Here is a 24,735-nt window from a genome sequence, read left to right as displayed (position 1 = left end):
TGCGCCCCCAGACCCCCCTTTGTCCTCAAACGCCGGACGGGCTGACTGTCCAGCCCCTCCGGCGTTTGAGGAGCGGGGGTTCGGGGGCAGCGCCCCCGAGGATGGGACGGGTAGGGGCGGCGGGGGCGAAGAAACCCCTCACGCCAGCGTCGCGACCAGTACCGCCTTGATCGTGTGCAGCCGGTTCTCCGCCTCGTCGAAGACGACGGAGTGTGCCGACTCGAACACCTCGTCCGTGACCTCCAGCGACTCCAGACCGTACGTCTCGAATATCTCGCGCCCGACCTTCGTACCGAGGTCATGGAACGCCGGCAGACAGTGCAGGAACTTCACATCCGCGTTCCCCGTCGCCCGCAGCACATCCATCGTCACCGCATACGAAGCCAGCGCAGCGATCCGCTCCGCCCACACATCCTTCGGCTCCCCCATCGACACCCACACGTCGGTCGCGACGAAGTCGACACCGAGCACACCCTCCGGCACCGACTCCGTCAACGTCACCCGTGCCCCGCTCGCCTCCGCCAGCTTCCGCGCGTCGGCGACGACCTCCTCGGCGGGCCAGTACGCCCGCGGCGCGACGATCCGTACGTCCATGCCGAGCAGCGCACCGGTGATCAGATACGAGTTCCCCATGTTGAAGCGGGCGTCGCCGAGGTAGGCGAAGGCGATCTCCCGCAACGGCTTGCCGCCGCCGTGCTCGATCATCGTCAGTACGTCGGCCAGCATCTGGGTGGGGTGCCAGGAGTCCGTCAGGCCGTTGAACACAGGCACGCCCGCGTACGCCGCCAGTTCCTCGACCGCCGCCTGACTGTCCCCCCGGAACTCGATCCCGTCGTACATCCGCCCGAGCACCCGGGCCGTGTCCTTCACCGACTCCTTGTGCCCCATCTGCGAGCCCGACGGGTCGAGGTACGTCGTCGAGGCCCCCTGATCCGCCGCGGCGACCTCGAACGCGCAGCGCGTACGCGTCGAGGTCTTCTCGAAGATCAGCGCGATGTTCCTGCCCGCCAGATACCGCGTCTCGGTCCCGGCCCGCTTCGCCGCCTTCAGCTCCGCGGCGAGATCGAGCAGCCCACGGAACTCCTCCTCGGTGAAGTCCAGCTCCTTGAGGAAGTGGCGCCCGGCGAGGGCGGTCGGGACAGTCGCCATGGGGGCGCTCCAAGTGATCCGGCAGTACGTACATGACACAGACGACTGGAAGTCTATACGACTCCTTACATTTATATACGGCCAGATTTCTCCTGGGTCTCCTAGGTCACCGCGTCCCGCTGCACCGGGCAGCTCATGCACCGCGGCCCGCCCCTCCCCCGCCCCAGCTCACTGCCCGGGATCTCTATCACTTCAATGCCCTGCTTCCGCAGATGCGTGTTCGTGGTCGCGTTGCGCTCGTACGCGACGACCACACCCGGCTCGACCGCGAGGACGTTGCAGCCGTCGTCCCACTGCTCGCGCTCGGCCGCGTGCACGTCCTGGGTCGCGGTCAGGACGCGGATCTCGCTCAGCCCGAGCGCGGCGGCGATCGCCCGATGCATGTGCTCCGGCGGATGGTCGGTGACCTTCAACTCCTTGTCCCCGACGCCCGGTTCGATCGTGTACGAACGGAGCATGCCTAGCCCTGCGTACTGGGTGAAGGTGTCCCCGTCGACCATCGTCATCACGGTGTCGAGGTGCATGAACGCGCGTCGCTTGGGCATGTCGAGCGCCACGATCGTCTCGGCGGACCCGGCGGCGAAGAGCTTGTGCGCGAGCATCTCGACCGCCTGGGGCGTGGTGCGCTCGCTCATGCCGATCAGTACGGCGCCGTTGCCGATGACGAGCACGTCCCCGCCCTCGATGGTGGAGGGGTAGTCCGCCTGCCCCTCCGACCAGAGGCGGAAGGTTTCGTCACGGAAGAGGGGGTGGTGCCGGTAGATCGCCTCGAAGTGCACGGTCTCCCGCTGCCGGGCCGGCCAGCGCATCGCGTTGATGGAGACGCCGTCGTAGATCCAGGCGGACGTGTCGCGGGTGAAGAGGTGGTTGGGGAGGGGGCCGAGGAGGAAGTCGTCCAGCTCCATGACATGGAAGCGGACGGAGGTCGGCTCCGCGTGCGCGGCGAGGAACTCGCGCTTGGTGATGCCGCCGATGAGCAGCTCGGCCAGCTCGGCGGCGGGCAGGTTCTCGAAGGCGGCCCGGAGATGGTCGGTGGCGAGCGGACCGTACTCCTTCTCGTCGAAGACCCGGTCCAGTACGAGCGTCCGGGCCACCGGGATCGCCAGGGCCTCGGTGAGCAGGTCGCCGAAGAGGTGGACGGCGACGCCCCGGTCGCGCAGGACGTCGGCGAAACCGTCGTGCTCGGCACGCGCCCGGCGCACCCACAGGAGGTCGTCGAAGAGAAGGGCGTCCTTGTTGCTGGGGGTGAGCCTTTTGAGCTCTAGGTCCGGCCGGTGCAGGATGACGCGGCGCAGCCGCCCGGCCTCGGAGTCGACATGGAATCCCATACCCCCATCCTGACCACTCCGCATCGCGTTCACCCACTGGTCGGCACATATACGGCGGATGTGCGGGATAACCCTCGCCACACCGCTCGCCCACCACTCCCCCATCTCGTCCTCTTGACGATAAGCGGATGGATCAAATATCGTCTACTTGACGAAAAGTGCTGCGGAGGGACGACAGACACATGGCCGACATCACCCGGCGCCTCGGCTGGCGCCATCTGCGGGGCACGCCCACGGCCCACATCCGCCACCAACGCTCCGGCCGGCTGGCGCACGACGGTCCCGGGCTCAGCTTCTGGTTCCGCGCACTGACCGCCACGCTGTCCGAAGTCCCGGTCGACGACCGGGAGTTGGCGATGACCTTCCATGCCCGTACGTCCGACTTCCAGGACGTGGCGGTCCAGGCGACCGTCACCTACCGCGTCAGCGACCCCGCCCTCGCCGCCGCCCGCCTCGACTTCTCCGTCGACCCGGACACGGGCGTGTGGCGGGGCGCGCCCCTGGAGCAACTGGCGACGCTGCTGACGGAGACGGCCCAGCAGCACGCCCTGGACGTCCTGGCCCGTACGCCGTTGTCGGCCGCGCTGGTCGACGGGGTGGCGTCGGTACGGGAACGGGTCGCGGCGGGGCTGGGCGCCGAGCCGCGCCTGCCGGCCACGGGCATCGAGGTGGTGGCCGTACGCGTGGTGGCGCTGCGCCCGGAACCCGAGGTGGAGCGGGCGTTGCGCACCCCCGCCCGCGAGCAGATCCAGCAGGAGGCCGACCGGGCGACGTACGAACGCCGAGCGGTGGCCGTGGAACGCGAGCGGACCATCGCCGAGAACGAACTGGCCAGCCAGATCGAACTCGCCCGGAGGGAGGAGCAGTTGGTCGACCAGCGGGGTACGAACGCCCGCCGGGAGGCCGAGGAGTACGCGGCGGCCGACGCCGTACGGGCGGACGCGGAGGCTGCGCGAGTGGTACGGCTGGCGGAGGCGGAGGCCGCGAGCGTGCGGGGCGTGGGCGAGGCACGGGCAGAGGCCCAGGCGGCGTGGCTGCGTGCCCACGCCGACGCGGATGTGGCGCTGCTGCACGCCCTGACGGGCACGCGGCTCGCGGAGAACCTGCCCCGGATCGACAGCGTGACGGTGTCGCCTGACGTACTGACCGGCCTGCTCGCCAGGCTGGGAGTTCAGGGAGTTCAGGAGTGAGTCTGGCGCCGCGGGCCGTCCTGGTCCATCGCACCACGGAGTACGAGGAGTTGGTGGCCCGGCACGGCACGCACGGCCAGGCCGCCTTCTTTCTCCGCTCCCGGGGACGGGACATCGAGGAGGTGGCCGAGCGCCACCACCGCACTCGCCGGTCCATGGCGGAGGTGACGGCGGCGATTCCCCTGACATGGCGTCAGACACAGGTGGAACGGGCCGACTTGGACCGCTTCCTCTTCGCGCCCGAGGACGTGGTCGTCGTGGTCGGGCAGGACGGGCTGGTGGCGAACGTCGCCAAGTACCTGGCCGGGCAGCCGGTGGTGGGCATCGACACGGACCCCGGCCGCAATCCGGGCGTCCTGGTACGCCACCGCCCGGCGGATGCTCGGGTGCTCCTCCCGTCGGCACTCGCGACGGCAACAGGTGTCTCCGAACTGACCATGGTCGAGGCGGTCGCCGACGACACCCAACGGCTGCTGGCCCTCAACGAGATCTACCTCGGCGCCGCCGGTCACCAGACCGCCCGCTACCGCCTGAGCCTCGACGACGACAGGGGTGTCGTCGAGGCCCAGGCCTCGTCCGGGGTGCTGGTGGGGACGGGGACCGGAGCGAGTGGGTGGTTGCGGTCGGTGTGGCAGGAACGGGGCAGCGCCGGGCCGCGCCTGCCGGGTCCGACGGAGGACCGGCTGGTGTGGTTCGTACGGGAGGCGTGGCCGTCTCCGGCGACCGGGACGTCGTTGGTCGCGGGCGAGCTGGGGGCTGGGGGCCGGCTGACCCTCACGGTGGAGTCCGAACGGCTGATCGCTTTCGGGGACGGGATCGAGAGCGACGCGGTGGAGTTGACGTGGGGGCAGACGGTTCGGGTGGGGGTGGGTGGGCAGAGGCTGCGGTTGGTGGGCTGACGCGGAGGCCTCGTCTCCGCCGCCCTTCCCGGGTGCCGAAGCGCATCGGGTCCCGTTTCCGACTTGCGACTTCTGACGCTGCGTCCGGTTACAGCTACCCAACGCCTGTTCGAGCCCCGATGATGACGACATGAAGCTTCTGGCTCTCGCCGCTCCGGCTCGTCGGTGGCCCGTCCTTCTCCCCGCCGCCGCGGCGGTCCTGGCGCTCGGTGCGTGCACAGCCCCCGCCTCACCGGCGGACGACAATTCGCCTGCCAATAGCTCGCCTGCCGACAGTGCGTCCCCGGCGTCGACGATCTCCGATCTGGCGTACGCCGAAGCGTCGCCCCAGGAACGGCTCGACCTGTACCTGCCGGAATCCACGGCCCGCCCGGCGCCGTTGGTCATCTGGATCCACGGCGGCGGCTGGCGGGTCGGCGACAAGAATTCCGCCGCCACCTTCCCCGACCCGTCCGCGAGTCTGCCGCAGCCCGCCGACTGCCGTGACATCGTCCAGGTGCAGGTGCCCGATGTCGCGGCGCTGAACGCCAAGGGCTACGCGGTGGCCGCCATCAACTACCGGCTCACCCGAAATCCCGTCACGGCGGTCCAGGACGCCAAGGCCGCCGTGCGCTTCCTGCGGGCCAACGCGGCCCGCTACCACCTCGACCCGGACCGGTTCGCGGCCTGGGGCAACTCCGCCGGGGGCTACTCGGCCATCATGCTCGCCCTCACGGCGGGCCAACACACAGTGTTCGACGACCCGGCGCTGGGCCACGCCGACGTGTCCAGCGCCGTGCAGGCCGTCGTCGACTGGTTCGGAGCCGCGGAGTTGTCGGATCTGCCGGGGAAGCCCGACCGGGCGAAGGATCCCGGCACCTACATCGCGAGTGGGCGGACACTGCCTCCCTTCCTGATCGCACACGGAGCCGCCGACTGTGTTGTACTGCCGCAGCACTCACGCGACCTCCACGACTCGCTGACGAAGGCCGGCGCGGTCGCGACGCTGACCATCCTCCCCGGCGCCGGCCACGAGGACCCGGCGTTCATGCGTACCGCGGAAGCCCCGGCTCTGGCCTTTCTCTCCCGAGCGCTCGGGTCTTAGACGCACCGCCCGCACCGCCCGCACCGCCCGCACCGCCCGCGACGTGGCGCGAGTCGCGGGCGGTGCGGGCGGTGCGGGGCACAGGCGGTACATGCCCCGGGCAGGACCCTGCCGGACGTACCCGCTACAGCCGCGGGTCCACCGGCTCGGACTCCAGCGCCAACACCCCGAACACCGCCTCGTGCACCCGCCACAGCGGCTCCCCCTCCGCCAGCCGGTCCAGCGCCTCCAACCCCAGCGCGTACTCCCTGATCGCCAGCGACCGCTTGTGGTTCAGGAACCGCCCCCGCAGCCGGGCAAGGTTCTCGGGCCGCGTGTACTCCGGCCCGTAGATGATCCGCAGGTACTCCCGCCCCCGGCACTTGATGCCGGGCTGCACAAGCCGCCCCTTGCCGTCGCGCACGACACCACCCAGCGGCTTCACGACCATGCCCTCACCACCGCGCCCGGTCATCTCCAGCCACCAGTCCACGCCTGCCCGCACGGACTCCGCGTCCCCCGTGTCGACGTACAGCCGACGCGTCGTCTGCAGCAGCCCCGTACCGTCGTGCTCCACCAGCCGGTCCAGCAGGGCGAGTTGCTCGTCGTGCGGCAGCCCGGCCAGGCTGCGGCCCTCGGTCGCCAGGATCTGGAAGGGGGCCAGCCGGACCCCGTCCAGCCCCTCCGTCGGCCAGCAGTAGCGCCGGTAGGCCGCCGTGAACGCCGAGGCGTCCGACGCCCGTTCGCGCTGACGGGTCAGCAGGTCACCCACGTCGACGCCCCGAGCCGCAGCGCCCTCCAGGGCAGCCAGTGCTCCCGGGAACACCGCCCCCGACGCGGCGCCCACCGCCGCGTACTGCGACCGCAGCAGCCCGGACGCCTTCAGCGACCACGGCATCAACTCGGCGTCCAGCAGCAGCCAGTCGGTGCCCAGCTCCTCCCAAAGACCCGCCGTGTCAGCCGCCGCCCGCACCCGCCCGAGGATCTCCTCGGTCGTCGTCGGGTCGTCGACGAACGGCCGCCCGGTACGGGTGTACAGCGCACCCGTCACACCCTCGGCATCCACACCGAACCGCTTCCGAGCCACTTCCCCGTCACGGCACACCAGCACCACCGCCCGCGACCCCATGTGCTTCTCCTCGCACACGACCCGCTCGACCCCGTCCGCCCGGTACTGCTCGAACGCCTCCGCCGGGTGCTCCAGGTAGCCGTCCTCGTGCGAGGTCGCCGTCGGAGCCATCGTCGGCGGCAGGTACGGCAGCAGCCGCGGGTCCACCGCGAAACGGCTCATGACCTCCAGGGCAGCCGCCGCGTTCTCCTCGCGGACCGTGATCCGGCCCGCGTGGCGCGTCTCGACGACCCGGCGGCCGTGCACGTCCGCCAGGTCCAGCGGCCGGCCGTCGTGCCCGCCCGGCGCCTCCGCACGCAGCGGCCTGACCGGCTCGTACCAGACCTGCTCCGCCGGTACGTCGACCAACTCCCGCTCCGGCCAACGCAGCGCGGTCAGCTTGCCGCCGAAGACGGCACCGGTGTCGAGGCAGATGGTGTTGTTCAGCCAGCTCGCCTCGGGCACGGGTGTGTGGCCGTATACGACGGCCGCCCGGCCCCGGTAGTCCTCCGCCCAGGGGTAGCGCACCGGCAGGCCGAACTCGTCGGTCTCCCCGGTCGTTTCGCCGTACAGCGCGTGCGAGCGCACCCGGCCGGACGTACGGCCGTGGTACTTCTCGGGCAGTCCGGCGTGGCAGACCACCAGCCGGCCGCCGTCGAGGACGTAGTGGCTGACCAGTCCGTCGATGAACTCCCGTACCTGGGACCGGAATTCGTCGCTCTCCTCCTCCATCTGCCCGATGGTCTCGGCGAGGCCGTGCGTGTGCTGGACCTTGCGGCCCTTGAGGAAGCGGCCGTACTTGTTCTCGTGGTTGCCGGGCACGCACAGCGCGTTGCCCGTGCCGACCATGGACATCACACGGCGCAGCACGCCCGGGCTGTCCGGGCCCCGGTCGACGAGGTCGCCCACGAAGACGGCCGTACGGCCGGCCCGGTGCACGCCGTCCTCGTAGCCCAACTTGCCGAGCAGGGACTCCAGTTCGGCCGCGCAGCCGTGGATGTCGCCGATGATGTCGAAGGGGCCGGTGAGGTGGGTCAGGTCGTTGTAGCGCTTCTCGGTGCGGATCTCGGCGCCCTCGATCTCCTCCACTCCACGCAGGACGTGCACCTTCCGGAACCCCTCGCGCTCCAAGTGGCGCAGGGAGCGGCGGAGTTCGCGGATGTGCCGGTGGATGACCCGGCGGGGCATGTCGGCCCGGTCGGTGCGGGAGGCGTTGCGTTCGGCGCACACGTCGTCGGGCACGTCGAGCACGATGGCGATGGGCAGGACGTCGTACTGCCGGGCCAGCTCGATCAGCTGCTTCCGGCTGCCCTCCTGGACGTTGGTCGCGTCGACGACCGTACGGCGGCCCGCCGCGAGCCGCTTGCCCGCGATGTAGTGCAGGACGTCGAAGGCGTCCCCGCTGGCGCTCTGGTCGTTCTCGTCGTCGGCGACCAGGCCTCGGCAGAAGTCCGAGGAGATGACCTCGGTCGGCTTGAAGTGCCGCCGGGCGAAAGTGGACTTGCCCGAGCCGGACGCCCCGATCAGGACGACGAGGGAGAGGTCGGTGACGGGCAGCACACGTCCCTTGTTCTCGACGTTCTCGGCGCTCTCGACGTTGCTCATGCTGCGTTCGCCTCCTTCTCCTTGTTGGCGGTCTCGGTCTTCATCGTGAATACGGCCATCTGCGTGGGCGGGCCGACCTCCGGGTCGTCCGGGCCGACCGGCACGAACTCCGCCTCGTAGCCGTGCCGTTCGGCCACCGTGGCCGCCCACGCCCGGAACTCCTCCCGCGTCCACTCGAAGCGGTGGTCGCTGTGGCGGCTGTGGCCGGCCGGGAGGGTCTCCCAGCGGACGTTGTACTCGACGTTCGGCGTCGTCACGAGGACCGTGCGAGGACGGGCCGCGCCGAACACCGCGTACTCCAGGGCGGGCAGGCGAGGCAGGTCGAGGTGTTCGACGACCTCGCACAGTACGGCGGCGTCGTACCCCTTGAGCCGCTTGTCGGTGTAGGCGAGCGAGCCCTGGAGCAACTGGACGCGCGCCGCCTGCCGTTCGCCCATCCGGTCCAGCTTCAGCCGCCGCGAGGCGATGGTGAGCGCGCGCATCGACACATCGACACCGACGATCTCGGTGAACGCGGTGTCCTTGAGCAGCGCCTGCACCAACTGGCCCTGTCCGCACCCGAGATCGAGGACCCGGGCGGCCCCGGAGCCCTTCAGCGCGGCGACGATCGCGTCCCGGCGCTGTACGGCGAGCGGGGTGGGCCTCTCCTCCACCTCCGTCTCGTCCTCGACCGCGTTGTCGATCTCCTCGACCTCGCTGTCGTCGGTCTCGGCCAGCCGGACCAGCTCCAGCCGCTCCATCGCCTGCCGGGTGAGCGACCAACGGCGGGACAGATAGCGGCTGGTGATCAGCTTCTGCTCCGGGTGCTCGGGCAGCCAGCCCTCGCCGGCCCGCAGCAGTTTGTCGACCTCGTCGGGCGCGACCCAGTAGTGCTTGGCGTCGTCGAGGACCGGCAGCAGGACGTACAGGTGGCGCAGCGCCTCGGCGAGGGTCAGCCTCTCCGATTCGAGAACGAGACGCACGTACCGCGAGTCGCCCCACTCCGGGAACTCCGGGTCCAGCGCGACCGGTTCGGCCGTCACCGTCCAGCCGAGCGGCTCGAAGAGGCTGCGTACGAGGTCCACGCCGCCCCGGGCCGGGACCGCGGGCACCTCGATACGCAACGGACGTGCCTGGTCAGGGAGTTCGGGCTTCGCCCGGCACTGGCCCTTCATCGCGCTGCTGAACACGGCGCTGAGCGCGACCGCGAGCAGCGAGGAGGCCGCGTACGGGCGGTCGTTGACGTACTGCGCGAGTGCCGCGTCGGGTGCGCCGCCGCGCCCCTTGCCCTTGCCGCGCCGGACCAGTGCCACCGCGTCGACCTCCAGCAGCAGCGCGGCCGTGCAGCGCTCGGCGGACGCCTCTGGGTAGAGGACGTGCGCGGTGCCGTAGGAGGTGGAGAACGTCTGCGCGTTGTCGGGATGCTTGTGCAGCAGGTACCCGAGGTCGGTCGCGGGGCGTTCGGGGGTGCCGGTGGTGCTGATCGTCAGGAACACGGTGGTTGTACCTCGAAACGGCGTCTGTACCGCCGGACGGCGCGGGGCCGCCACGGCAGTGGATGAGCGCGCCTCGGCGGCCATGGCCCCTGAAGGTGCTCAGGGGCCTCTGACCTGCTTCGGCGCGTTTCCACAACGTACAGCGAACGCCCAGAACACACTCAGGGATTTTCGCTGCCCCCGGCGTCCACCGAGGTGTCCACCGCGGCCGTGAAGTCCCTTATGCCTTCGTTGGTCTGTTCGGCCTGGTCGATCTGGGGGGCGTGGCCGGTGCCCTGGACGATTTCGGCGCGGGCGCCCGGGATCAGGCGCGGGACGCGTTCCAGTTGCCGTCGCGGGTGGAGCAGCAGGCTGCGCTTGCCGAGGATCAGGTAGAGCGGGGTGCGGATGGTGCGCAGTTCGGCGTCGGTGAGCGGGAGTGGGGCCGGGCGGCGGATGCGGAAGGCGCGGACGGAGGTCTGGATCATGGCGCGCAGCTCCGGCACGACGAGCACAGGCTGCTCCAGCCAGGCCGCCAGGCGCGGGCGCAGCGCCTTGGGCGCGGCGGTCGCGAAGAGGCTCACGAAGATCCAGACGAAGAACCGCAGGCCCACCTTCTCCAGGCCGCCCGGGTCGAGGAGGGTCACGGAGGCGAGGCGCCCGGGTGCGCGGTGGGCCTGGTTCAGGACGAGCCAGCCGCCGTACGACGAGCCCACCAGGTGGACACGGTCGAGGCCGAGCGCGGCGAGCGCCTCGTCCAGCCACTGGGCGGCCCGTTCCGGCTGGTGGATGGCCTCGCGCTGGACGCTGCGGCCCGGGTCGCCGGGCGTGTCGAGCGCGTACACGGGCCGGTCGGCGCTCAGTCCGGCGGTGTTCGGATACCACATCGCGGAACAGCTGCCCGCTCCGTGGACCAGCACGATCGGAGTGCGGGAGGTGACGGAGGGGGCCGGGCCGTAGCGGTAGACGTGCGTGGTGCCGAAGCTCGTCTCGACGTCCAGTTCCTCGTCGATGGGCGCGCCCATCGCGTACAGCGCGTCGCAGGCCGCGAAGTACCGGTCGCGGCGGGCGTCGTTCACGTACCGGCCGACGTCGGCCGGGACACGGGTCGCCGGGGTGCTGGTCGCGGTTTTGGACACGGCGGGGCCACCTCCTGAGGAGTTCCGATGGTTGCGGGGAGAGTGCAGGGATTGCGCGGTTTCGTGATACGAACGTATCACGTTTATGGTACAGCGGTATCATCACCCAGAAGCCGCCGATCAACGGAGTGCCGGATGCCCAAGCGCGTGGACCATGACGAACGACGCACCGAGATCGCGCGGGCCCTGGTGCGGGTGGCGGGGCGGCGCGGGCTGCACGCCGTGGGGATGCGGGAGGTGGCGGCGGAGGCGGGGGTGTCGCTGCGGCTGGTGCAGTACTACTTCGAGACCAAGGAGAACCTGCTCCTCTACGGCTTGCGGCAGCTCGCCGAGGGGTTCGGCGAGCGTGTCGCCGCCCGGGTGCGGGCCGCCGGGAACGATCCCGGGCCGCGCGCGATGATCGAGGCCCTGCTGCTGGCGGCGCTCCCGACCGACGAGGAGAGCCGGGCACTGCACCTCGTCTACACCTCGTACGCCGTGCTCGCCATGACCGACGAGGCGCTCGCCGCCCAGCCCTTCCTCAAGAGCCCCGACGCCGCCGAGGAGAGTCTCGCGGTACTGCTCCAGCAGGCACGGGCCGCCGGCCTGACGGCACCCGACATCGACGTACGCAAGGAGGCGGTCATGTTGCTCGCCCTGTCCGCGGGACTCGGGACCAGTGTCCTGGTGGGCCAGCGGTCGGCGGAGGACGCCGTCGCGGTTCTTCTTCATCAACTGGACCGGATTTTCCGGAAGTCCGGTCCGCATGCTTGATGGCTAGTGCGCTTGGGCCTTGCTGGTGGCCCTGTTCGTCGCCGCCAGCAGCCGCCGCGTGAACGGGTGCGCGGGCTCGCTCAACACCCGTGCCACCGGCCCCTGTTCGACCACCTCCCCCGCGTCGAGTACGGCGATCCGGTCGGCGAGCGACGCCGTGTCCAGGTCGTGCGTGATGAGTACGACGGACAGGTCTCCCCGCTCGCGCCGGAGCCCGGCGAGAACGTCGAGGAGACCCCGCCGGGTGACCGCGTCCAGGCCCGAGGTGATCTCGTCGCAGATGAGGACACGGGGTCGGGCCAGCAACGCCCGTGCGAGGGCGGCGCGTTGGAGTTCGCCGCCGGAGAGTCCGCCCGGGAGCCGGTGGGCCTGATCCTCGGTGAGCCCCAGCTCGGCGAGGACGGCGAGGGCCTCCGCTGCGGCGGCCGGAGCATCGGCTCCACGCAGCCGTACGGCCGTACGCGCGACCTGCTCGACGACGGGCCGGTACTCGTCGAAGGCGGCCCGCGCGTCCTGGAACACGTACTGCACGGCGGCGAGTTGGGCCTTGTCGCGGTCGCGCAGGCTGCGTGGGAGGAGACTGCCGTCGAGGGTCACCCGGCCGTCGTGGTCCCGGTGGAGGCCGGCCAGACAACGGGCGAGGGTGGTCTTGCCACTGCCCGAACGGCCGACGAGGGCCAGGCATTCGCCTGCGTGGAGGGCCAGTTCGGGGATGCGGAGGATCTGGGTGCGGTGGTGGCGGGCGGTGAGGTCTTGGACGTGGAGGGCGGGGGCGCCGGTCGGGTCGGCGGTGCCGCTGTCCGTCTCCGTCAACTGTGTGTGCTGGGAAAGGAGTTCACGGGTCCATTCATGGCGCGGTGCGAGCCATACGCGCTCCGTCGGGCCCGACTCGACGACCTTGCCCTCCCGCATCACCAGCACCTCGTCGGCCAGTGCGCGGACGACGTCGAGGTCATGGCTAAGCAGGAGCACGGCGATGCCCTTGGCGGCGACGGCCGTCAGCTCGTCGACGATGCGGCTCTTGGTCAACGCGTCCTGACCCGTGGTGGGTTCGTCCGCGACGACGACCCGGGCGCCCAGCAGCAGCGCCTGGGCCAGGACCACGCGTTGCTGCTGGCCGCCGGAGAGCTGGTGTGGGTAGCGGCGCAACAGGGCATCCGCCTCCGGCAGTTGGGCGTCGGCCAGGGCGCGCAGCACGCGCGTGCGGGCCTCCGTCCGGCGGGCCGACCTGGGCAGGTTCCGTACCTGTTCGCGGGCGATGTCGTCGAGGAGGGCGCCTACCCGGCGGGCGGGGTTGAGGACGGCGGCGGGGTGCTGGGGGACGTATCCGACGGGGCCCCCGCCGGACACCCGCACCTCGCCCGACACCCGGGCGCCTGGCGGGTGTTCGCCGAGCAGGGCCAGGCCGGTGGTGGTCTTGCCGCTGCCGGAGGCGCCGACCAGGGCGGTCACCCGGCCGGGGAGGAGACGGAGGCTGACGTCGTCGACCAGGGGCCTGCCATCGATCTCGACGCGGAGGTTCTCGATCTCGGCGGCAGGGGCGTCGACGGGCACGTTGGCTGACGCGTTGACGGGGGCGTTCATGCCTGTCGTCCCTTCTCAGCAGTAGGTCGATTGCTGCCGGCACGCCGGTCCAGTGCCGCGTCGAAGAGCAGGTTGCTGCCCGTCGTCAGCGCGACGATCAGCAGCGCGGGCACGACCACGGCCCAGGGCTGGACGAACAGCCCCGTGCGGTTGCGGTCCACCATGACGGCCCAGTCGGCGGCGTCCGGCGCGACCCCGACGCCGAGGAAGGCGGCCGTGGCCACCAGGTAGAGCACGCCGGTGAGCCGGATGCCCGCGTCGGCGGCGAGGGTGCGCAGGATGGAGCGGCCGACATGGCCGACGGCCATGCGCCACCAGGTCTCGCCCTGCATGCGCAGCGCCTCGACGGCCGGGCGGGCGGCGGCCTCCGCTGCCGCCGCGCGGACGATCCGGGCCGCGTCCGGGATGTTGGCCAGCGCGACGAGCAGGGCGAGCCCGACCGCGCCCGGCTCGAACACCGAGGCCACGAGCAGGATGAGGAGGAGCGAGGGCACGGCGAGCAGTACGTCCAGGGGCCGCATCAGCAGCTCCTCCAGCCAACTCCGGTGTGTGAGCGCGCTGATGAGGCCGAGCGGCAGCGCCACGAGATAGGCGAGGGCGGTCGCCGCGAGCGCGGTCAGCACCACCGGCCGGCCACCGTGCAGCACCTGCTGCCACACGTCCCGGCCCACGAAGTCGGTGCCGAGCCAGTGCCCGTCCCCGAGCGTGAACGAGACGGCCCGGGGCCCCGGTTCACCCGCGAACAGCGGTCCCAGCAGGGCGAGTACGAGGGGTACGCCGATGACGGCAGCCTCGAACACGAAGCGCGAACGGCCCTTCACGCGGCCACCCCCGCCCTCGGCGCGAACCGGTGGGCGACGAGATCGGCACCCAGGTTGAAGAGGACCGTCAGCACCCCGAACACCACCGCCAGCCCCTGCACCACCGGCACATCGCGTTCGGCGACGGCGTTCATGAGCACGGTCCCCAGACCCGGGATCACGAACAGCGCCTCCACGACGATGACCCCGCACAGCAACCAGTCGACAGTGCGGGCGAGTTGCTGCGCCGCCGGGGCGACGGCGTTGGGCAGGGCGTGGGCGTACCGGACGCGGACGCCCGGGATGCCGTACCGGCGTGCCTGGGCGACGTACGGCGAGTTCAGCGCGTCGACCATGCCGGCGCGCACCAGCCGGGACAGCGAGCACACCGGCCGGGACAGCAGGACCAGGACGGGCAGGACCAGTGCGGCGGGATGGCCGAGCAGGTCGGTGCCGTAGCCGACGGCGGTCGGCGGCAGCCAGCCCAACTGGAGCGCGAAGACGGTCACCAGGAGCACGCCGAAGGCGAACTCCGGTACGGCGTACACCCCGAGGGTGACGGAGCTGACAAGCCGGTCCACGAGCCGCCCCTCGTAGCGGGCGGCGAGCACACCGAGCCCGACTCCCAGCGGAACCAGGAGCGTTACCGTGATCGTCGCGAGCAGCAGCGTCGGCCCGAGCCCGTCCTCGATGTACGTGCCGACCGGCCGCCCGGACGTCAGCGAGGTACCGAAGTCCCCGTGCGTCAGCCCCGCCGCCCAGTCCAACAGCCGTTCGTACGCTGGCCGGTCGAGGTGCATGGCCTCGCGGATGGCCGCGATACGCGCCGGGTCGGGCTGGTCCCCGGCGAGTGCGACGGCCGCGTCGCCCGGCAGCGCCTCGGTGAGCGCGAAGACCAGCAGCACGACTGCCACGGTCTGCGCGCCGCCGAGAAGCAGCCGCCTGACAACGAAGGAGCGCAGTCCGCTCACGCCAGCCAGACCTTGTCGAACCGCGCCCAGTCGAGCGAGTTGGCGGGCGCCTTCTCCTCAACCCCCTTGACGTTCCTGGCGGTTCCGAGGATCCAGTCGGCGAACCCCCACACCAGGAACCCGCCCTCGGCGTACAGCCGACGCTGCATCCGCTCGTACACGGCGGTCCGCCCGGTCTTGTCCTTCGTCGACTGGGCCTGCTGGTAGAGCGCGTCGAAGTCCTTGTGGTGCCACTTCGTCGCGTTGGTGGTGGAGTCGGTGAGCAGCCGCTGCGAGATGTGGGCCTCGATGGGCATGGCGCCGGAGCGGTAGCAGCAGATCGTGCCGGAGTCGAGGATGTCGCTCCAGTACGAGTCCTTGCTGCCCATCTTGACGTCGATCGTGACACCCGCCTTGGCCGCCTGGTCGCGGAAGATCCCGGCGGCCTCGGTGAAACCGGCGGCGACGGCGGAGGTGTCCAGCGTGACCTTGAGGTTCTCGGCTCCGGCCTGCTTCAGCAGGGCCTTGGCCCGGTCGAGATCCTGGGTGCGCTGCGGAAGGTCGGCGGCGTAGTACTCGTACCCCTTCCCGAACAGGTCGTTCCCGACGACGCCCGCGCCGGACAGTGCGCCGTCGACGAGTTCCTGCCGGTCGGCGATGAGGAAGAAGGCCTCGCGGACCCGCTTGTCGTCGAAGGGCGCGCGGTCGGTCTTCATCGCGAAGCCCTGCATGGCGCTGTTGCGCAGCCGCACGATCTCGATCTGCCCCTTGCCCTCATGGGCCCGCGCGGTGGTCGGGTTGAGTTCGTGGGCGTACTCGACCTGGCCGCCGAGCAGCGCGTTGACGCGCGCCGACTCCTCGTTGGCGACGACGAACTCGATCTCGTCGAGGTGCGGGGCGCCCTCCCAGTAGTCGTCGTAGCGGCGGAAGAGCGCGGAACGGCCGGGCGCGAAGGACACGAACCGGAAGGGTCCGGACCCGACGGGCTTCTTGTCGAAGTCGGTGCCGGTCGCTCCGTCGGGCACGATGTAGGCGCCGAACGCGGCCAGGATGTTGGGGAATTCGGCCGTCGGCCGCTTCAGCACGAACTCGATCCCGTGCGTGCCCGTGGCCCGGCTGGCGTCGAGGTCGATCGGCTCCAGGGACGCCTTCGCCCGGAACGCCTGGTCGGGGTCGGCGATCCGCCGGTAGCTGTACAGCACGTCCTCGGCGGTGACCGCCTTGCCGTTGTGGAAGGTGGCCTGCCGCAGGGTGACCTGCCAGCGGTCCAGGGTCTTGTTGGCCTCCCACTTCTCGGCAAGACGGGGCTGCGCGGAGAGGTCGGCGCCGTAGTCGGCGAGCTTGTCGTAGAGCGCCTTGGCACGGGCCGCGTCGGCGAACAGGCTGGCCAGATGCGGGTCGAGGGTCTCGCTGGCACCCCCACCGGCGAAGGCGGCACGCAGCCGTCCACCCCGTCTGGGCGTACCGCTGTCGGAGCCGCTGTCGTCGGAGGTGTCGTCCGTGGAGTCGGCGCAGCCCGCGAGGCCGAGCGCACCGAGCGCGGCGGTACCGCCCACGGCAGCGAGGAAACCGCGTCGGCGCAGGGCAGGGAAGTCGTACATGGTGTCCTTCGGGGGTCAGGGGAGCGGTGAGTGGGGGGTGGTGAGTGATGGGTGTCAGTACCGTCGGCGTGCGACGAGGTGCAGCCGGTCCGCGTCGACGGCCTCGCCGGGCAACTCGCCCTCCTGCCAGGGCGGTTCGGTACGCGGCCCCGGCCCGTCGTGCAGTTCGAGTACGTCGAAGCCGTGCGCGGCGAGTACGTGCCGCAGCTCCTGCGGGAACAACAGCCGCCAGGCGGACCGCTGTTGGACGGGCGCCGTACCGTCGTCTGCGGTCCAGTCCCTTACCCGGCACAGGAGTTGGGCGGTCCGGTCGACGGTGAGCGTGGTGACGGACCGATAGGCGGTGCCCTGCCAGGTGAACCCTCCGACGACCGGGGTGTCGAGCAGGTCGGTACGGCCGAGGAAGTAGGCCCCGTTGCGCATCTCGGCGACGAGGAGTCCACCGGGGGCGAGGGCGCGTCGGCAGGAGGCGAGGAACCCGTCGAGCTGGTCGTTGGTGTGGCAGTACAGCAGCGCGCTGTCGAGACAGACGACGGCGTCGAAGGCACCGACGCCCAGTTCGAACCCGGTGAGATCGGCACGGACGTACTCGGGCCCCGGATACCGCTCCCGGGCGTACGCGAGCATCGCCCCGGACAGATCGGCCCCGGTGACGGTACGCCCGGCCCGCTGCAGATACTCGGCGTCCCGCCCCGTACCGCACCCGAGGTCGAGCACCCGAGGCCCGGCGCCCTGCCGCCGCAGACAGTCCTCGGCCCAGCGCCCGGCGAGCCGGTCGGGGTCGGGGAAGCGGGCCTCGTACAGCTCGGGGTTGTCGGTGAGCAGGTTGCGGCTGTTCACACCGCGCTCCTCTCCCCCACAGCCACCGGTCTCCCCGGCAGCGCCCCCAACCGCTGCAGCCAGGCCACGCCGCCCGCCGACATCAGGCCGAACACCGCGCAGCACGCCCACGGCAGCCACTCGGCGTCGCCCCGGTCGCCGGTGTCCATCGCCCAGCCGACGACCGTGTTGCCGACGGCGGCGGCGATGCCGGAGACGACGTAGAAGATGCCGAAGTAGGTGCCGGTCAGTTCGGGTCGGCCGAAGCCGGGGATCAGCTCCATGACGAACGGCCCGGCCACCATCACGCCGAGGTAGAGGACCAGCGCCCCCAGCAGCACAGGTACGGCGGCCGGCCACGACGTCTCCCCCGACCCCGACCCTGACCATGACCCCGCCGCCAGCATCGGTGGGACGAACGCCAGCCCCATCAGTGCCAGCCCCGCCGAGATCCAACGGGCCCTCACGCCACGGGACTTGAGGGAACGCGTGATCCGTAGCTGGAGGGCGAGGTTGGCGAGAGTGCCGACGACGAAGACCAGGCCGGCCGCGCCGTCCCAGCCGGTCGCCCGGCGGGCACCGTCCGGGAGGAGCAGGTAGAGCTGGTTCTCCAGGGTGAACATGCCGACCATGGCGAGCGCGAACGCCACGAAGGCACGGTTGCCCACCACCTCGCGCCAGTCGGCGAGAACCCCGCTCTTCGCGGGTTCGACCTCCCGCGCCGGCAGAACAAGAGCCTGGGCGACCGTGAGGACCGCGAAGATACCTGCCGCCGTGAGCGCGGACGCCCGGAAGTCGACCAGGAGCAGCACGCTGCCGAGCAGCGGCCCGACCAGCGCACCGGTGGTGGCGAACACGTTGAACAGCGCGAACGCCTCCGCCTTCCGGTCCCCGGCCTCCTGCGCGAGATAGGCGCGGACGGCCGGGTTGAACAGCGCCCCGGCCAGCCCGCTCAGCACGGACGCGGCCAGCAGTACCGGCAGTCCGTCGCCGAGCGCGAACATCCCGAACCCGACCGTCCGCAGCGCGCACCCGGCGATGATCACCCCGCGCGCGCCGAGCCGGTCGGCGGCGGAACCGCCGATGATGAACAGGCCCTGCTGACTGAGGTTGCGCACGCCCAGGACGATGCCGACGACCGCCGCCGACATCCCCAGGTCCTCGCCGAGATGGGTCGCGAGGTAGGGGATGAGGAGGTAGAAGCCGGTGTTGACACCGAGCTGGTTGACGAGGAGCAGTTGGATGGCGACCGGGAAGCGCCGCATCTCACGCCACGTTCTCATGGGCCACCTCCCCGGCTCCGCTCTCTCCAGCCGCGATCTCCTCAACTCCGAGTCCAGGTCTGCCACTTGTCCGTACGACGCCGTCGGCGCCGCCGACTCCGGACCACGGGTCCCGGGCCAGCAGCAGATGGCCGTCCAGGTCGATCCAGCGGGCGCGGTCGGCGAGGTGGACGGCGGGGGCGATGCCGAGAGTGCTGGCGGTGAGACAGCCGAGCATCAACTCCGTACCGCTGCCCGCGAGAAGCCCGGCGATACGCAGGGCGGCGTGTACCCCGCCGCACTTGGCAAGCTTGACGTTGATGCCGTGGACGCGCCCGGCGAGCCGTCGCGCGTCCTCCAGGTCCACCGCGTCCTCGTCGGCGATGAGCGGCACCGGCGACCACTCGGCCAGCGTCCCGAAGGCCTCCGGGTCACCGGGGGCGACGGGCTGTTCCACGGCCTCGACGCCGAGTTCGGCGAACCGGGGCAGCAACTCCCTTGCCTGTACGGCGGTCCAGGCCCCGTTGGGGTCGAGGAGCAGCCGTGCGCCGGGGGCGGCGTCGCGGATGACGCGTACGCGCTCAATGTCGTCCTCCGGGTCCGGTGTCCCCGCCTTGACCTTGACGATCCGGAAGCCACGCGCGGCGAGCCGTCGGGCCTCGTCGGCGGCCTGCCGTGCCGAAGTGATGCCGATCGTCCGGGCGGTCGCAGCGACGGGCGCCGCCGACGCCCCCAGCAGCCGGTGCACGGGCACCCCGGCGCGCTTGCCGACGAGGTCGAGAAGCGCGGCCTCGACGGTGGCCGTGACAGCGGCGGGCGTGTCGTCGTCGGCCGCCAACTTCCCTTCCCGCAGGGCCTCAAGGGCGTCCTCGGGGACGGCGAACCGACTCAACTCCACACCGCCGAAGTGCCGTTGGAGTGTGTCTGCGTCGAGGCCGTAGTACACGCTGGTGACGGCCTCGCCGTGGCCGCGCAGCCCCTCGTGCTCGATGCCGAGCCAGACGGCGTCACGGGCGGCCATGGTGGAGCGGGAGATGCGCAGTGGCTCGGTGAGTTCGAGGCGGACGGTGCGCAGGCTGGCCTTCACTGGTTCCTTTCCTGCGGGGAGAGCGGATCGGTGACGCGGGTACAGCGCACCCAGCCGGTGGCCTCGGCGGCACGGGGGTGCGGTATCTCGACCGGGCGGGTGGCCGCCGCGCTCGGGTCGAGGCCGTGGGCGAGGGCGAAGTCGTCGTCGTAGACGGTGCCGAGGTAGCGGTGGGGGCCGTCGGGAAAGACGGTCGCGACGACGGCGCCGGGATGGACGCGGGCCGCCCATGCGGCGACGCGGGCCACGGCGCCGGTGCTCCAGCCGCCGCTGACGAAGCTCTCGCGGGCGAGCCTGCGGCAGCTGTCCACGGCTTCGGCGGGGCCGACCCAGTGGACCTCGTCGAAGGCCTCGTACGCGACGTTGCGCGGGTGGATGCTGCTGCCGAGGCCGCGCATCAGACGGGGCCTGGCGGGCTGGCCGAAGATGGTGGAGCCGGTCGCGTCGACCCCGATGAGCCGAAGCGCGGGCCAACGTCGGCGCAGGGGGCCGGTGATTCCGGCGCTGTGTCCGCCGGTGCCGACACTGCACACCAGGATGTCCAAGTGGTCGAGCTGGGCGGTGAGTTCGGCGGCCAGGGAGGCGTACCCGGCGATGTTGTCGGGGTTGTTGTACTGGTCGGGCCAGTAGGCGTCGGGCAGTGCGGCGAGGAGTTCACGGAGGCGGGTGAGACGGGCCGCCTGCCAGCCGCCCTGGGCCGCCGGACGATCGACGATCTCCAGCCGTACTCCGTGCGAGCGCAGCAACTGCCGCATGGACGGCTCCAGTTCGCTGTCACCGACCAGCACGACAGGGTGCCCGAGGGCCTGCCCGGCGAAGGCGAGCCCGATCCCGAGGGTGCCCGAGGTGGACTCCACCACCGGTGCGCCTGGGCGTAGTTCGTCCCGTTCACGGGCGCCGAGCAGCATGGAGACGGCGGCGCGTGCCTTCATGCCGCCCGCTCCGAGCCCTTCGAGCTTGGCCCAGAACCCCGGGTGCGGGCCCGGGAGTTCAGCGGTGATCCTGGCCAGCGGGGTGCGACCGAGGAGCGCAAGCAACTCGTGGCGGGCGGTGGGGACGGACCGTACGGCGGTCGTAGTGGTAGTCATCGGACACCGCCGCCGTAACAGTGGATGGCGCCGGGGCCGCCGTCGAGCCAGAAGAAGGGGTACGGCTCGGCGCACACCGCGCTCACGCCGTGCCCGAGGAAGCGGGGCAGGATCGCGCTGCCGGTCTGGGCGAACATCACCAACTGCCGTCCGTGCGCGAGCGCGTGGCGTCGCAACGGCTCGAACGTCCCGTTGCCGAGGGTCATCCCGGAGGCGAGTACGGCGTCACAGCGCCCGCTCTCCACCTCGGCCAGGGCATCCTTGACCACCGGCTCGCCCCACTCCGTCGTGCCGCCCTTGAGATCGCACGGCACGTATCCCAGTCCGCGTGAACGCAGCGCCTCCAGCAGGGAGTTGACGACACCGACGACAAGGACGGTCGCCCCGGCCGGCAGGTCGAGCAGCTCCACGACGGTCTTCGCCCGCGCCCGCGACTTCGCCAGCGAGGACCCCGCCGGGAGCCGTACCGTCCGGGCACCGTGCTCCGGGGTGTGCGGGGTGAGGTGCATGAGGTAGGCGTCGAGAGCGGCCACGCGCACGGGGAGCAGGGGGTGTTGGAGGAGCCGGGCGACGTCCGCGCCGACACAGTCGTCGATGGCGCCGTCCGGCAGCTCCCCGGGTTCGACGGCACACGACCCGACGGCCGCGCCCAACCGCAGGCTGAGCACCTCGTTGCGGTAGCCGCTCCCCCGACCGTCGTGCCGTACGGCCTGCCGGGTGGCGAAGGCCACGGCGATGCGTTCCGTACGCGGATCGGGGCCGAGTTCACCGGCGAGGGCACGGGTGGCGAGTTCCTCGTAGGTCACGTCGTCGGTAGCTGCGGGCGTACGCAGTCCGGCGTTCACCGGATCACCAGCCCGGCCCGCAGCGCATCCAGCAGGACGTCCACACGGTCGCGCGCGCCGAGGCCGTCCGGGTCGGCCGCCATGACATGGCCCAGGTATTCGTTGTTGCTGCCCGCCGCCTTGACGGTGGTTCCCGGTTCGGCGAGCTGCACCTCCAACACGCCTTCCTGGGCTCGGAGTTGGTCGGCGTCGGGCAGCGACTCCAGCGTCTCCAAGGTGCCCTCCGTCTCCGGGACGAGGAAGCCGATGGCCGCGCTGCGCAGACCCGTGTCCGTGCGGCGCAGGTCGGGTGTGTGGCCGAGGGAGACGTCCACGAAGGCGGCGGCGAGGTCGATGCCGGTGACATGGCGGACCAGCTCGGTGATGCGGTTGCCGGCCGGGCGGGGGTTCACCTCGACGACACGCGGCCCCACGGAGGTCAGTTTGATCTCCGTGTGCGCCACGACACCGTCCACCAGGCCGAGCGCCTTCAGGGCGCCCAGCGCGGTCTGCTCGGCGGCCTCGGTGTCGGCGGCCGTGAGCGCGGCCGGGAACATATGGCCGGTCTCGACGAAGGCGGGCGCTCCGCCGATGCTCTTGTCGGTCACCCCGACCACCTGGACCGCGCCCGCGTACGACACCGTCTCGACGCTCACCTCGGGCCCGTCCAGCAGCTCTTCGAGGAGTACGACGGGTGGCCGCCGCTGTCCCCGCGCGTTGACCGGGAACGCGTTCAACGCCCGGCAGGCCTCGGCCAGTTGGGTCTCGTCGTCGACGCGGCGGACGTACATCCCCGCGCACAGGTCGACCGGTTTGACGACCAGCGGATAGCCGATGCCGGCCGCCTCGCGCACGATGTCGGCCCACTCCTCGCACACGGCGAAGCGCGGCCCGGGCACCCCGGCGTCCGCCAGTACGCGGCGGGTGGCGTCCTTGCGGCAGGCGTTCTCCACGGCCTCGGGGCCGGAGCCCGGCAGCCCGAGGTGTCCGGCGATCCGGGCGACCGTGGGCAGGTAGTAGTCGCACGAGGTGATCACCCCGTCGAAGCCGAGCACCCGGTGCAACTTCTCGACGTACGGCAGGAGTTCACCGAGGTCGTTGGTGTCGGCGGTGAGCACGTTGCGGGCGCCGAGCAGCGGATGCGCGGCCCCCTCGGGCGCGCCGCGCAGGTAGTGGTGCAGGTCGCGGGTGAGGAAGGTGAACTCGTGCCCGCTCTCCCGGATCGCCCGTGGCAGCAGTCTGCTCATCGATCCGACCCAGCTCTCGACCACCAGCAAATGAGCCACAACTCCCCTTTCCACCCCGGCGGTTACAGCCGTCGGGGCAGCGCGAAGGCGCCCCCGTCAGGGAGGGCTCCGGACTTGACCGTGGACACGTTATCGATAATCGTTTTCATTGTCATCTGATGACTCGATCATTGCCGTCACCACCACCGTTGCCGTTGCCGTTGCCGTTGCCGAGATTGCGAGACCCGTGTCCCATCCCCCACGCCGCACGGCCCTGCTGTGCGCCTTCGCGGCGGGCACCGCCGTTCTTCTCCCCCTCCCGGCCCAGGCGGCCCCCACCCCCACCCGCATCCACTTCGGTGCCTGCCCCGACTCCGTACCGAGACCGGCGGCGCCCGAGACGGTCGAGTGCGGCCGGCTCGACGTGCCCCTGAACTGGGACGATCCGGCACCGAACGGCCCACGGCTGCGGATCGCCGTCTCCCGGGTCCGTGCCTCCGGTACGGCCGCCGAGCGGCGCGGCATTCTGCTGGTGAACCCGGGCGGGCCGGGCGGCTCCGGGCTGCCGTACGCCGTCACGAAGCGGGCCAAGCTGCCCGAGAGCGTGCGGCGGGCCTACGACGTGATCGGCTTCGATCCCCGTGGCACCGGCCTGAGTTCACCCGTCGACTGCGGTGCGATGGGCGGCCTGTTCGACAGTGACCGGCCGGACGCGGACCCCGTACCCGTGGACCCCCGCGCCGAGTCGGCGTACCTCCGCTCACTGCGTGCACTCGCGGACGACTGCGCGACGGGCGTAGGCGACAAGTCGCTGCCGTACCTGTCCACGGAACAGACAGCGCGAGACATGGACGCGATCCGTGCCGCCCTCGGCGAGCGCCGGACGAGCTTCCTCGGTGTCTCGTACGGAAGTTATCTGGGCGCCGCCTACGCGACCCAATTCCCGTACCGGGTAGGGAAGATGGTGCTGGACAGTGTCGTCGGGCCATGGGACTGGTACGACTTCGACGTCGTGCAGAGCCGGGCACTGCTGCGCCAGCGCGACACCTTCTTCGGCTGGACCGCACAGCACCCGGACCGCTTCGGCCTCGGCGACGACATCGAGGCCGTGCGCGACGCGTATCTACGAGTGAGGGACGGGCTCCGAGCGCGGCCCGTGGACGGGTTCGGAGCGGTGGCCTTCGACCGGGCCGTCTACCGCGCCCTCGGCCGCACCGAACGCTGGGCGGGCCTGGCCGACGGACTGCGTACGTATCTGCGGGACGGTACGCCTGGCACGCTGCGGCCCGCGACCGCCCTCGGCTCGCCGGACTCACGCACCTTCGAGGCGGCGAACCGGACGGTGAAGTGCGCCGACGGGCCAGGTCCGACGCCCGGCCGGATCCTGGCCGACCTCCGCCGCACCCACCGCCTCGACCCTCAGCCGGTACTGACCGGCATGGAGGCGTCGGCCTGCGCCTTCTGGCACCACCGGCCCGCCCGCCGTACGGCCCTGGGCAGCCCCGCCGCCCCGCCCGTCCTGCTGATCGCCTCCGCCCACGACCCGGTGACCCCGATCGAGGGCGCCCGCGAACTGCGCCGACTGCTGCCCGGCTCCCGCCTGGTCACCCTCGACGACGACTACTCCCACGGCGTGTTCGCGAGCCGGGGCAACGCGTGCGTGGACTCGACGGCCGCCGCGTATCTGGTCGACGGACGGGTGCCGGCGGGGGATGTGCGGTGCGCGGGGCCGGGGCTGCCGGTGGTGACGGCCGATTCGTAGCGTGGCCGGCGCGTACCCCTGTACGCACCGGCCGTGCGCCGAAG

General features: G+C 71.4%; 20 protein-coding genes. 5 read left to right on the top strand and 15 right to left on the bottom strand.

Annotated features, from left to right (window positions below):
• Positions 1–138: 138 nt before the first annotated feature.
• Both argF and ACFYXF_RS36225 read right to left on the bottom strand, forming a co-directional pair.
• Complete coding sequence (argF, locus tag ACFYXF_RS36230; RefSeq protein WP_389356194.1) at positions 139–1,149, bottom strand: ornithine carbamoyltransferase; 1,011 nt, start codon at positions 1,147–1,149, stop codon at positions 139–141.
• Between the two features lie 101 nt (positions 1,150–1,250).
• Positions 1,251–2,477 carry an arginine deiminase gene (locus ACFYXF_RS36225; protein WP_369029416.1) on the bottom strand — a complete coding sequence of 409 codons (1,227 nt, stop codon included), beginning with the start codon at positions 2,475–2,477 and terminating at the stop codon, positions 1,251–1,253.
• 182 nt (positions 2,478–2,659) lie between these two features.
• Between ACFYXF_RS36225 and ACFYXF_RS36220 the strand changes: the two genes are divergently transcribed.
• The 3 genes from ACFYXF_RS36220 to ACFYXF_RS36210 all read left to right on the top strand — a co-directional run bounded on the left by ACFYXF_RS36220 (position 2,660) and on the right by ACFYXF_RS36210 (position 5,650).
• Positions 2,660–3,667 carry an SPFH domain-containing protein gene (locus ACFYXF_RS36220; protein WP_389356193.1) on the top strand — a complete coding sequence of 336 codons (1,008 nt, stop codon included), beginning with the start codon at positions 2,660–2,662 and terminating at the stop codon, positions 3,665–3,667.
• Positions 3,664–4,566: a hypothetical protein gene (locus ACFYXF_RS36215; RefSeq protein WP_389356192.1), complete on the top strand. Its 903-nt coding sequence runs from the start codon at positions 3,664–3,666 to the stop codon at positions 4,564–4,566. The genes ACFYXF_RS36220 and ACFYXF_RS36215 overlap by 4 nt, the downstream gene beginning before the upstream one ends.
• 130 nt (positions 4,567–4,696) lie before the next feature.
• On the top strand, positions 4,697–5,650 hold the full coding sequence (locus ACFYXF_RS36210; RefSeq protein ID WP_389356191.1) for a prolyl oligopeptidase family serine peptidase: 954 nt from the start codon (positions 4,697–4,699) through the stop codon (positions 5,648–5,650).
• A 124-nt stretch (positions 5,651–5,774) separates the two neighbouring features.
• Here the strand turns inward: ACFYXF_RS36210 and ACFYXF_RS36205 are convergent, their stop codons facing one another.
• The 3 genes from ACFYXF_RS36205 to ACFYXF_RS36195 all read right to left on the bottom strand — a co-directional run bounded on the left by ACFYXF_RS36205 (position 5,775) and on the right by ACFYXF_RS36195 (position 10,935).
• Positions 5,775–8,342, bottom strand: a complete 2,568-nt coding sequence (locus ACFYXF_RS36205; RefSeq protein WP_389356190.1) for a polynucleotide kinase-phosphatase — start codon at positions 8,340–8,342, stop codon at positions 5,775–5,777.
• Positions 8,339–9,817 (bottom strand): 3' terminal RNA ribose 2'-O-methyltransferase Hen1, encoded by a 1,479-nt coding sequence (locus ACFYXF_RS36200; RefSeq protein ID WP_389356189.1) that lies wholly within the window; start codon positions 9,815–9,817, stop codon positions 8,339–8,341. The genes ACFYXF_RS36205 and ACFYXF_RS36200 overlap by 4 nt, the downstream gene beginning before the upstream one ends.
• A 161-nt stretch (positions 9,818–9,978) precedes the next feature.
• The gene (locus ACFYXF_RS36195) at positions 9,979–10,935 is read right to left on the bottom strand and encodes an alpha/beta fold hydrolase (RefSeq protein ID WP_389356188.1); all 957 of its coding nucleotides are present in this window, start codon (positions 10,933–10,935) and stop codon (positions 9,979–9,981) included.
• 135 nt (positions 10,936–11,070) lie between these two features.
• Between ACFYXF_RS36195 and ACFYXF_RS36190 the strand changes: the two genes are divergently transcribed.
• The gene (locus tag ACFYXF_RS36190; RefSeq protein WP_389356187.1) at positions 11,071–11,688 is read left to right on the top strand and encodes a TetR/AcrR family transcriptional regulator; all 618 of its coding nucleotides are present in this window, start codon (positions 11,071–11,073) and stop codon (positions 11,686–11,688) included.
• 3 nt (positions 11,689–11,691) lie between these two features.
• On the opposite strand, the gene ACFYXF_RS36185 is transcribed toward ACFYXF_RS36190, so the two are convergent.
• Genes ACFYXF_RS36185 through ACFYXF_RS36140 form a run of 10 tightly spaced genes read right to left on the bottom strand, consistent with a single transcriptional unit; the run spans position 11,692 to position 22,989 of the window.
• Positions 11,692–13,272: an ABC transporter ATP-binding protein gene (locus ACFYXF_RS36185; RefSeq protein ID WP_389356186.1), complete on the bottom strand. Its 1,581-nt coding sequence runs from the start codon at positions 13,270–13,272 to the stop codon at positions 11,692–11,694.
• On the bottom strand, positions 13,269–14,093 hold the full coding sequence (locus tag ACFYXF_RS36180) for an ABC transporter permease (protein WP_389356185.1): 825 nt from the start codon (positions 14,091–14,093) through the stop codon (positions 13,269–13,271). The genes ACFYXF_RS36185 and ACFYXF_RS36180 overlap by 4 nt, the downstream gene beginning before the upstream one ends.
• Positions 14,090–15,043, bottom strand: coding sequence for an ABC transporter permease (locus tag ACFYXF_RS36175; protein WP_389356184.1), 954 nt, complete (start codon positions 15,041–15,043; stop codon positions 14,090–14,092). The genes ACFYXF_RS36180 and ACFYXF_RS36175 overlap by 4 nt, the downstream gene beginning before the upstream one ends.
• Complete coding sequence (locus ACFYXF_RS36170; RefSeq protein WP_389356183.1) at positions 15,040–16,623, bottom strand: ABC transporter substrate-binding protein; 1,584 nt, start codon at positions 16,621–16,623, stop codon at positions 15,040–15,042. Before ACFYXF_RS36170 ends, ACFYXF_RS36175 begins: the two co-directional genes overlap by 4 nt.
• A 54-nt stretch (positions 16,624–16,677) precedes the next feature.
• Positions 16,678–17,463, bottom strand: a complete 786-nt coding sequence (locus ACFYXF_RS36165) for a class I SAM-dependent methyltransferase (protein WP_389356182.1) — start codon at positions 17,461–17,463, stop codon at positions 16,678–16,680.
• A complete protein-coding gene (locus tag ACFYXF_RS36160) occupies positions 17,460–18,725 on the bottom strand; it encodes an MFS transporter (protein WP_389356181.1) in 1,266 nt (421 codons plus the stop codon). The genes ACFYXF_RS36165 and ACFYXF_RS36160 overlap by 4 nt, the downstream gene beginning before the upstream one ends.
• Positions 18,709–19,791 (bottom strand): dipeptide epimerase, encoded by a 1,083-nt coding sequence (locus ACFYXF_RS36155; RefSeq protein WP_389356180.1) that lies wholly within the window; start codon positions 19,789–19,791, stop codon positions 18,709–18,711. The genes ACFYXF_RS36160 and ACFYXF_RS36155 overlap by 17 nt, the downstream gene beginning before the upstream one ends.
• Positions 19,788–20,879, bottom strand: coding sequence for a PLP-dependent cysteine synthase family protein (locus ACFYXF_RS36150; protein ID WP_389356179.1), 1,092 nt, complete (start codon positions 20,877–20,879; stop codon positions 19,788–19,790). The genes ACFYXF_RS36155 and ACFYXF_RS36150 overlap by 4 nt, the downstream gene beginning before the upstream one ends.
• Complete coding sequence (locus ACFYXF_RS36145; RefSeq protein WP_389356178.1) at positions 20,876–21,724, bottom strand: Rossmann-like domain-containing protein; 849 nt, start codon at positions 21,722–21,724, stop codon at positions 20,876–20,878. Before ACFYXF_RS36145 ends, ACFYXF_RS36150 begins: the two co-directional genes overlap by 4 nt.
• Positions 21,721–22,989, bottom strand: a complete 1,269-nt coding sequence (locus ACFYXF_RS36140) for an ATP-grasp domain-containing protein (RefSeq protein ID WP_389356177.1) — start codon at positions 22,987–22,989, stop codon at positions 21,721–21,723. Before ACFYXF_RS36140 ends, ACFYXF_RS36145 begins: the two co-directional genes overlap by 4 nt.
• 187 nt (positions 22,990–23,176) lie before the next feature.
• Here ACFYXF_RS36140 and ACFYXF_RS36135 point away from each other — a divergent pair, with 187 nt between their 5' ends.
• Positions 23,177–24,691 carry an alpha/beta hydrolase gene (locus tag ACFYXF_RS36135; RefSeq protein WP_389356176.1) on the top strand — a complete coding sequence of 505 codons (1,515 nt, stop codon included), beginning with the start codon at positions 23,177–23,179 and terminating at the stop codon, positions 24,689–24,691.
• Positions 24,692–24,735 lie beyond the last annotated feature (44 nt).

It is taken from the genome of Streptomyces sp. NPDC002680 (assembly GCF_042889145.1).
Lineage (GTDB): Bacteria > Actinomycetota > Actinomycetes > Streptomycetales > Streptomycetaceae > Streptomyces > Streptomyces adonidis.
Note: the sequence above shows the minus strand (reverse complement) of the source record. Positions and strands in the feature narration are given on the sequence as shown.

Coding starts and splice junctions, on each gene's coding strand:
- ACFYXF_RS36225 (WP_369029416.1), bottom strand. CDS start 2,477: ATGGGATTCCATGTCGACTCCGAGGCCGGGCGGCTGCGCCGCGTCATC.
- ACFYXF_RS36185 (WP_389356186.1), bottom strand. CDS start 13,272: ATGAACGCCCCCGTCAACGCGTCAGCCAACGTGCCCGTCGACGCCCCT.
- ACFYXF_RS36150 (WP_389356179.1), bottom strand. CDS start 20,879: ATGACTACCACTACGACCGCCGTACGGTCCGTCCCCACCGCCCGCCAC.
- ACFYXF_RS36170 (WP_389356183.1), bottom strand. CDS start 16,623: ATGTACGACTTCCCTGCCCTGCGCCGACGCGGTTTCCTCGCTGCCGTG.
- ACFYXF_RS36205 (WP_389356190.1), bottom strand. CDS start 8,342: ATGAGCAACGTCGAGAGCGCCGAGAACGTCGAGAACAAGGGACGTGTG.
- ACFYXF_RS36210 (WP_389356191.1), top strand. CDS start 4,697: ATGAAGCTTCTGGCTCTCGCCGCTCCGGCTCGTCGGTGGCCCGTCCTT.
- ACFYXF_RS36220 (WP_389356193.1), top strand. CDS start 2,660: ATGGCCGACATCACCCGGCGCCTCGGCTGGCGCCATCTGCGGGGCACG.
- ACFYXF_RS36190 (WP_389356187.1), top strand. CDS start 11,071: ATGCCCAAGCGCGTGGACCATGACGAACGACGCACCGAGATCGCGCGG.
- argF (WP_389356194.1), bottom strand. CDS start 1,149: ATGGCGACTGTCCCGACCGCCCTCGCCGGGCGCCACTTCCTCAAGGAG.
- ACFYXF_RS36160 (WP_389356181.1), bottom strand. CDS start 18,725: ATGAGAACGTGGCGTGAGATGCGGCGCTTCCCGGTCGCCATCCAACTG.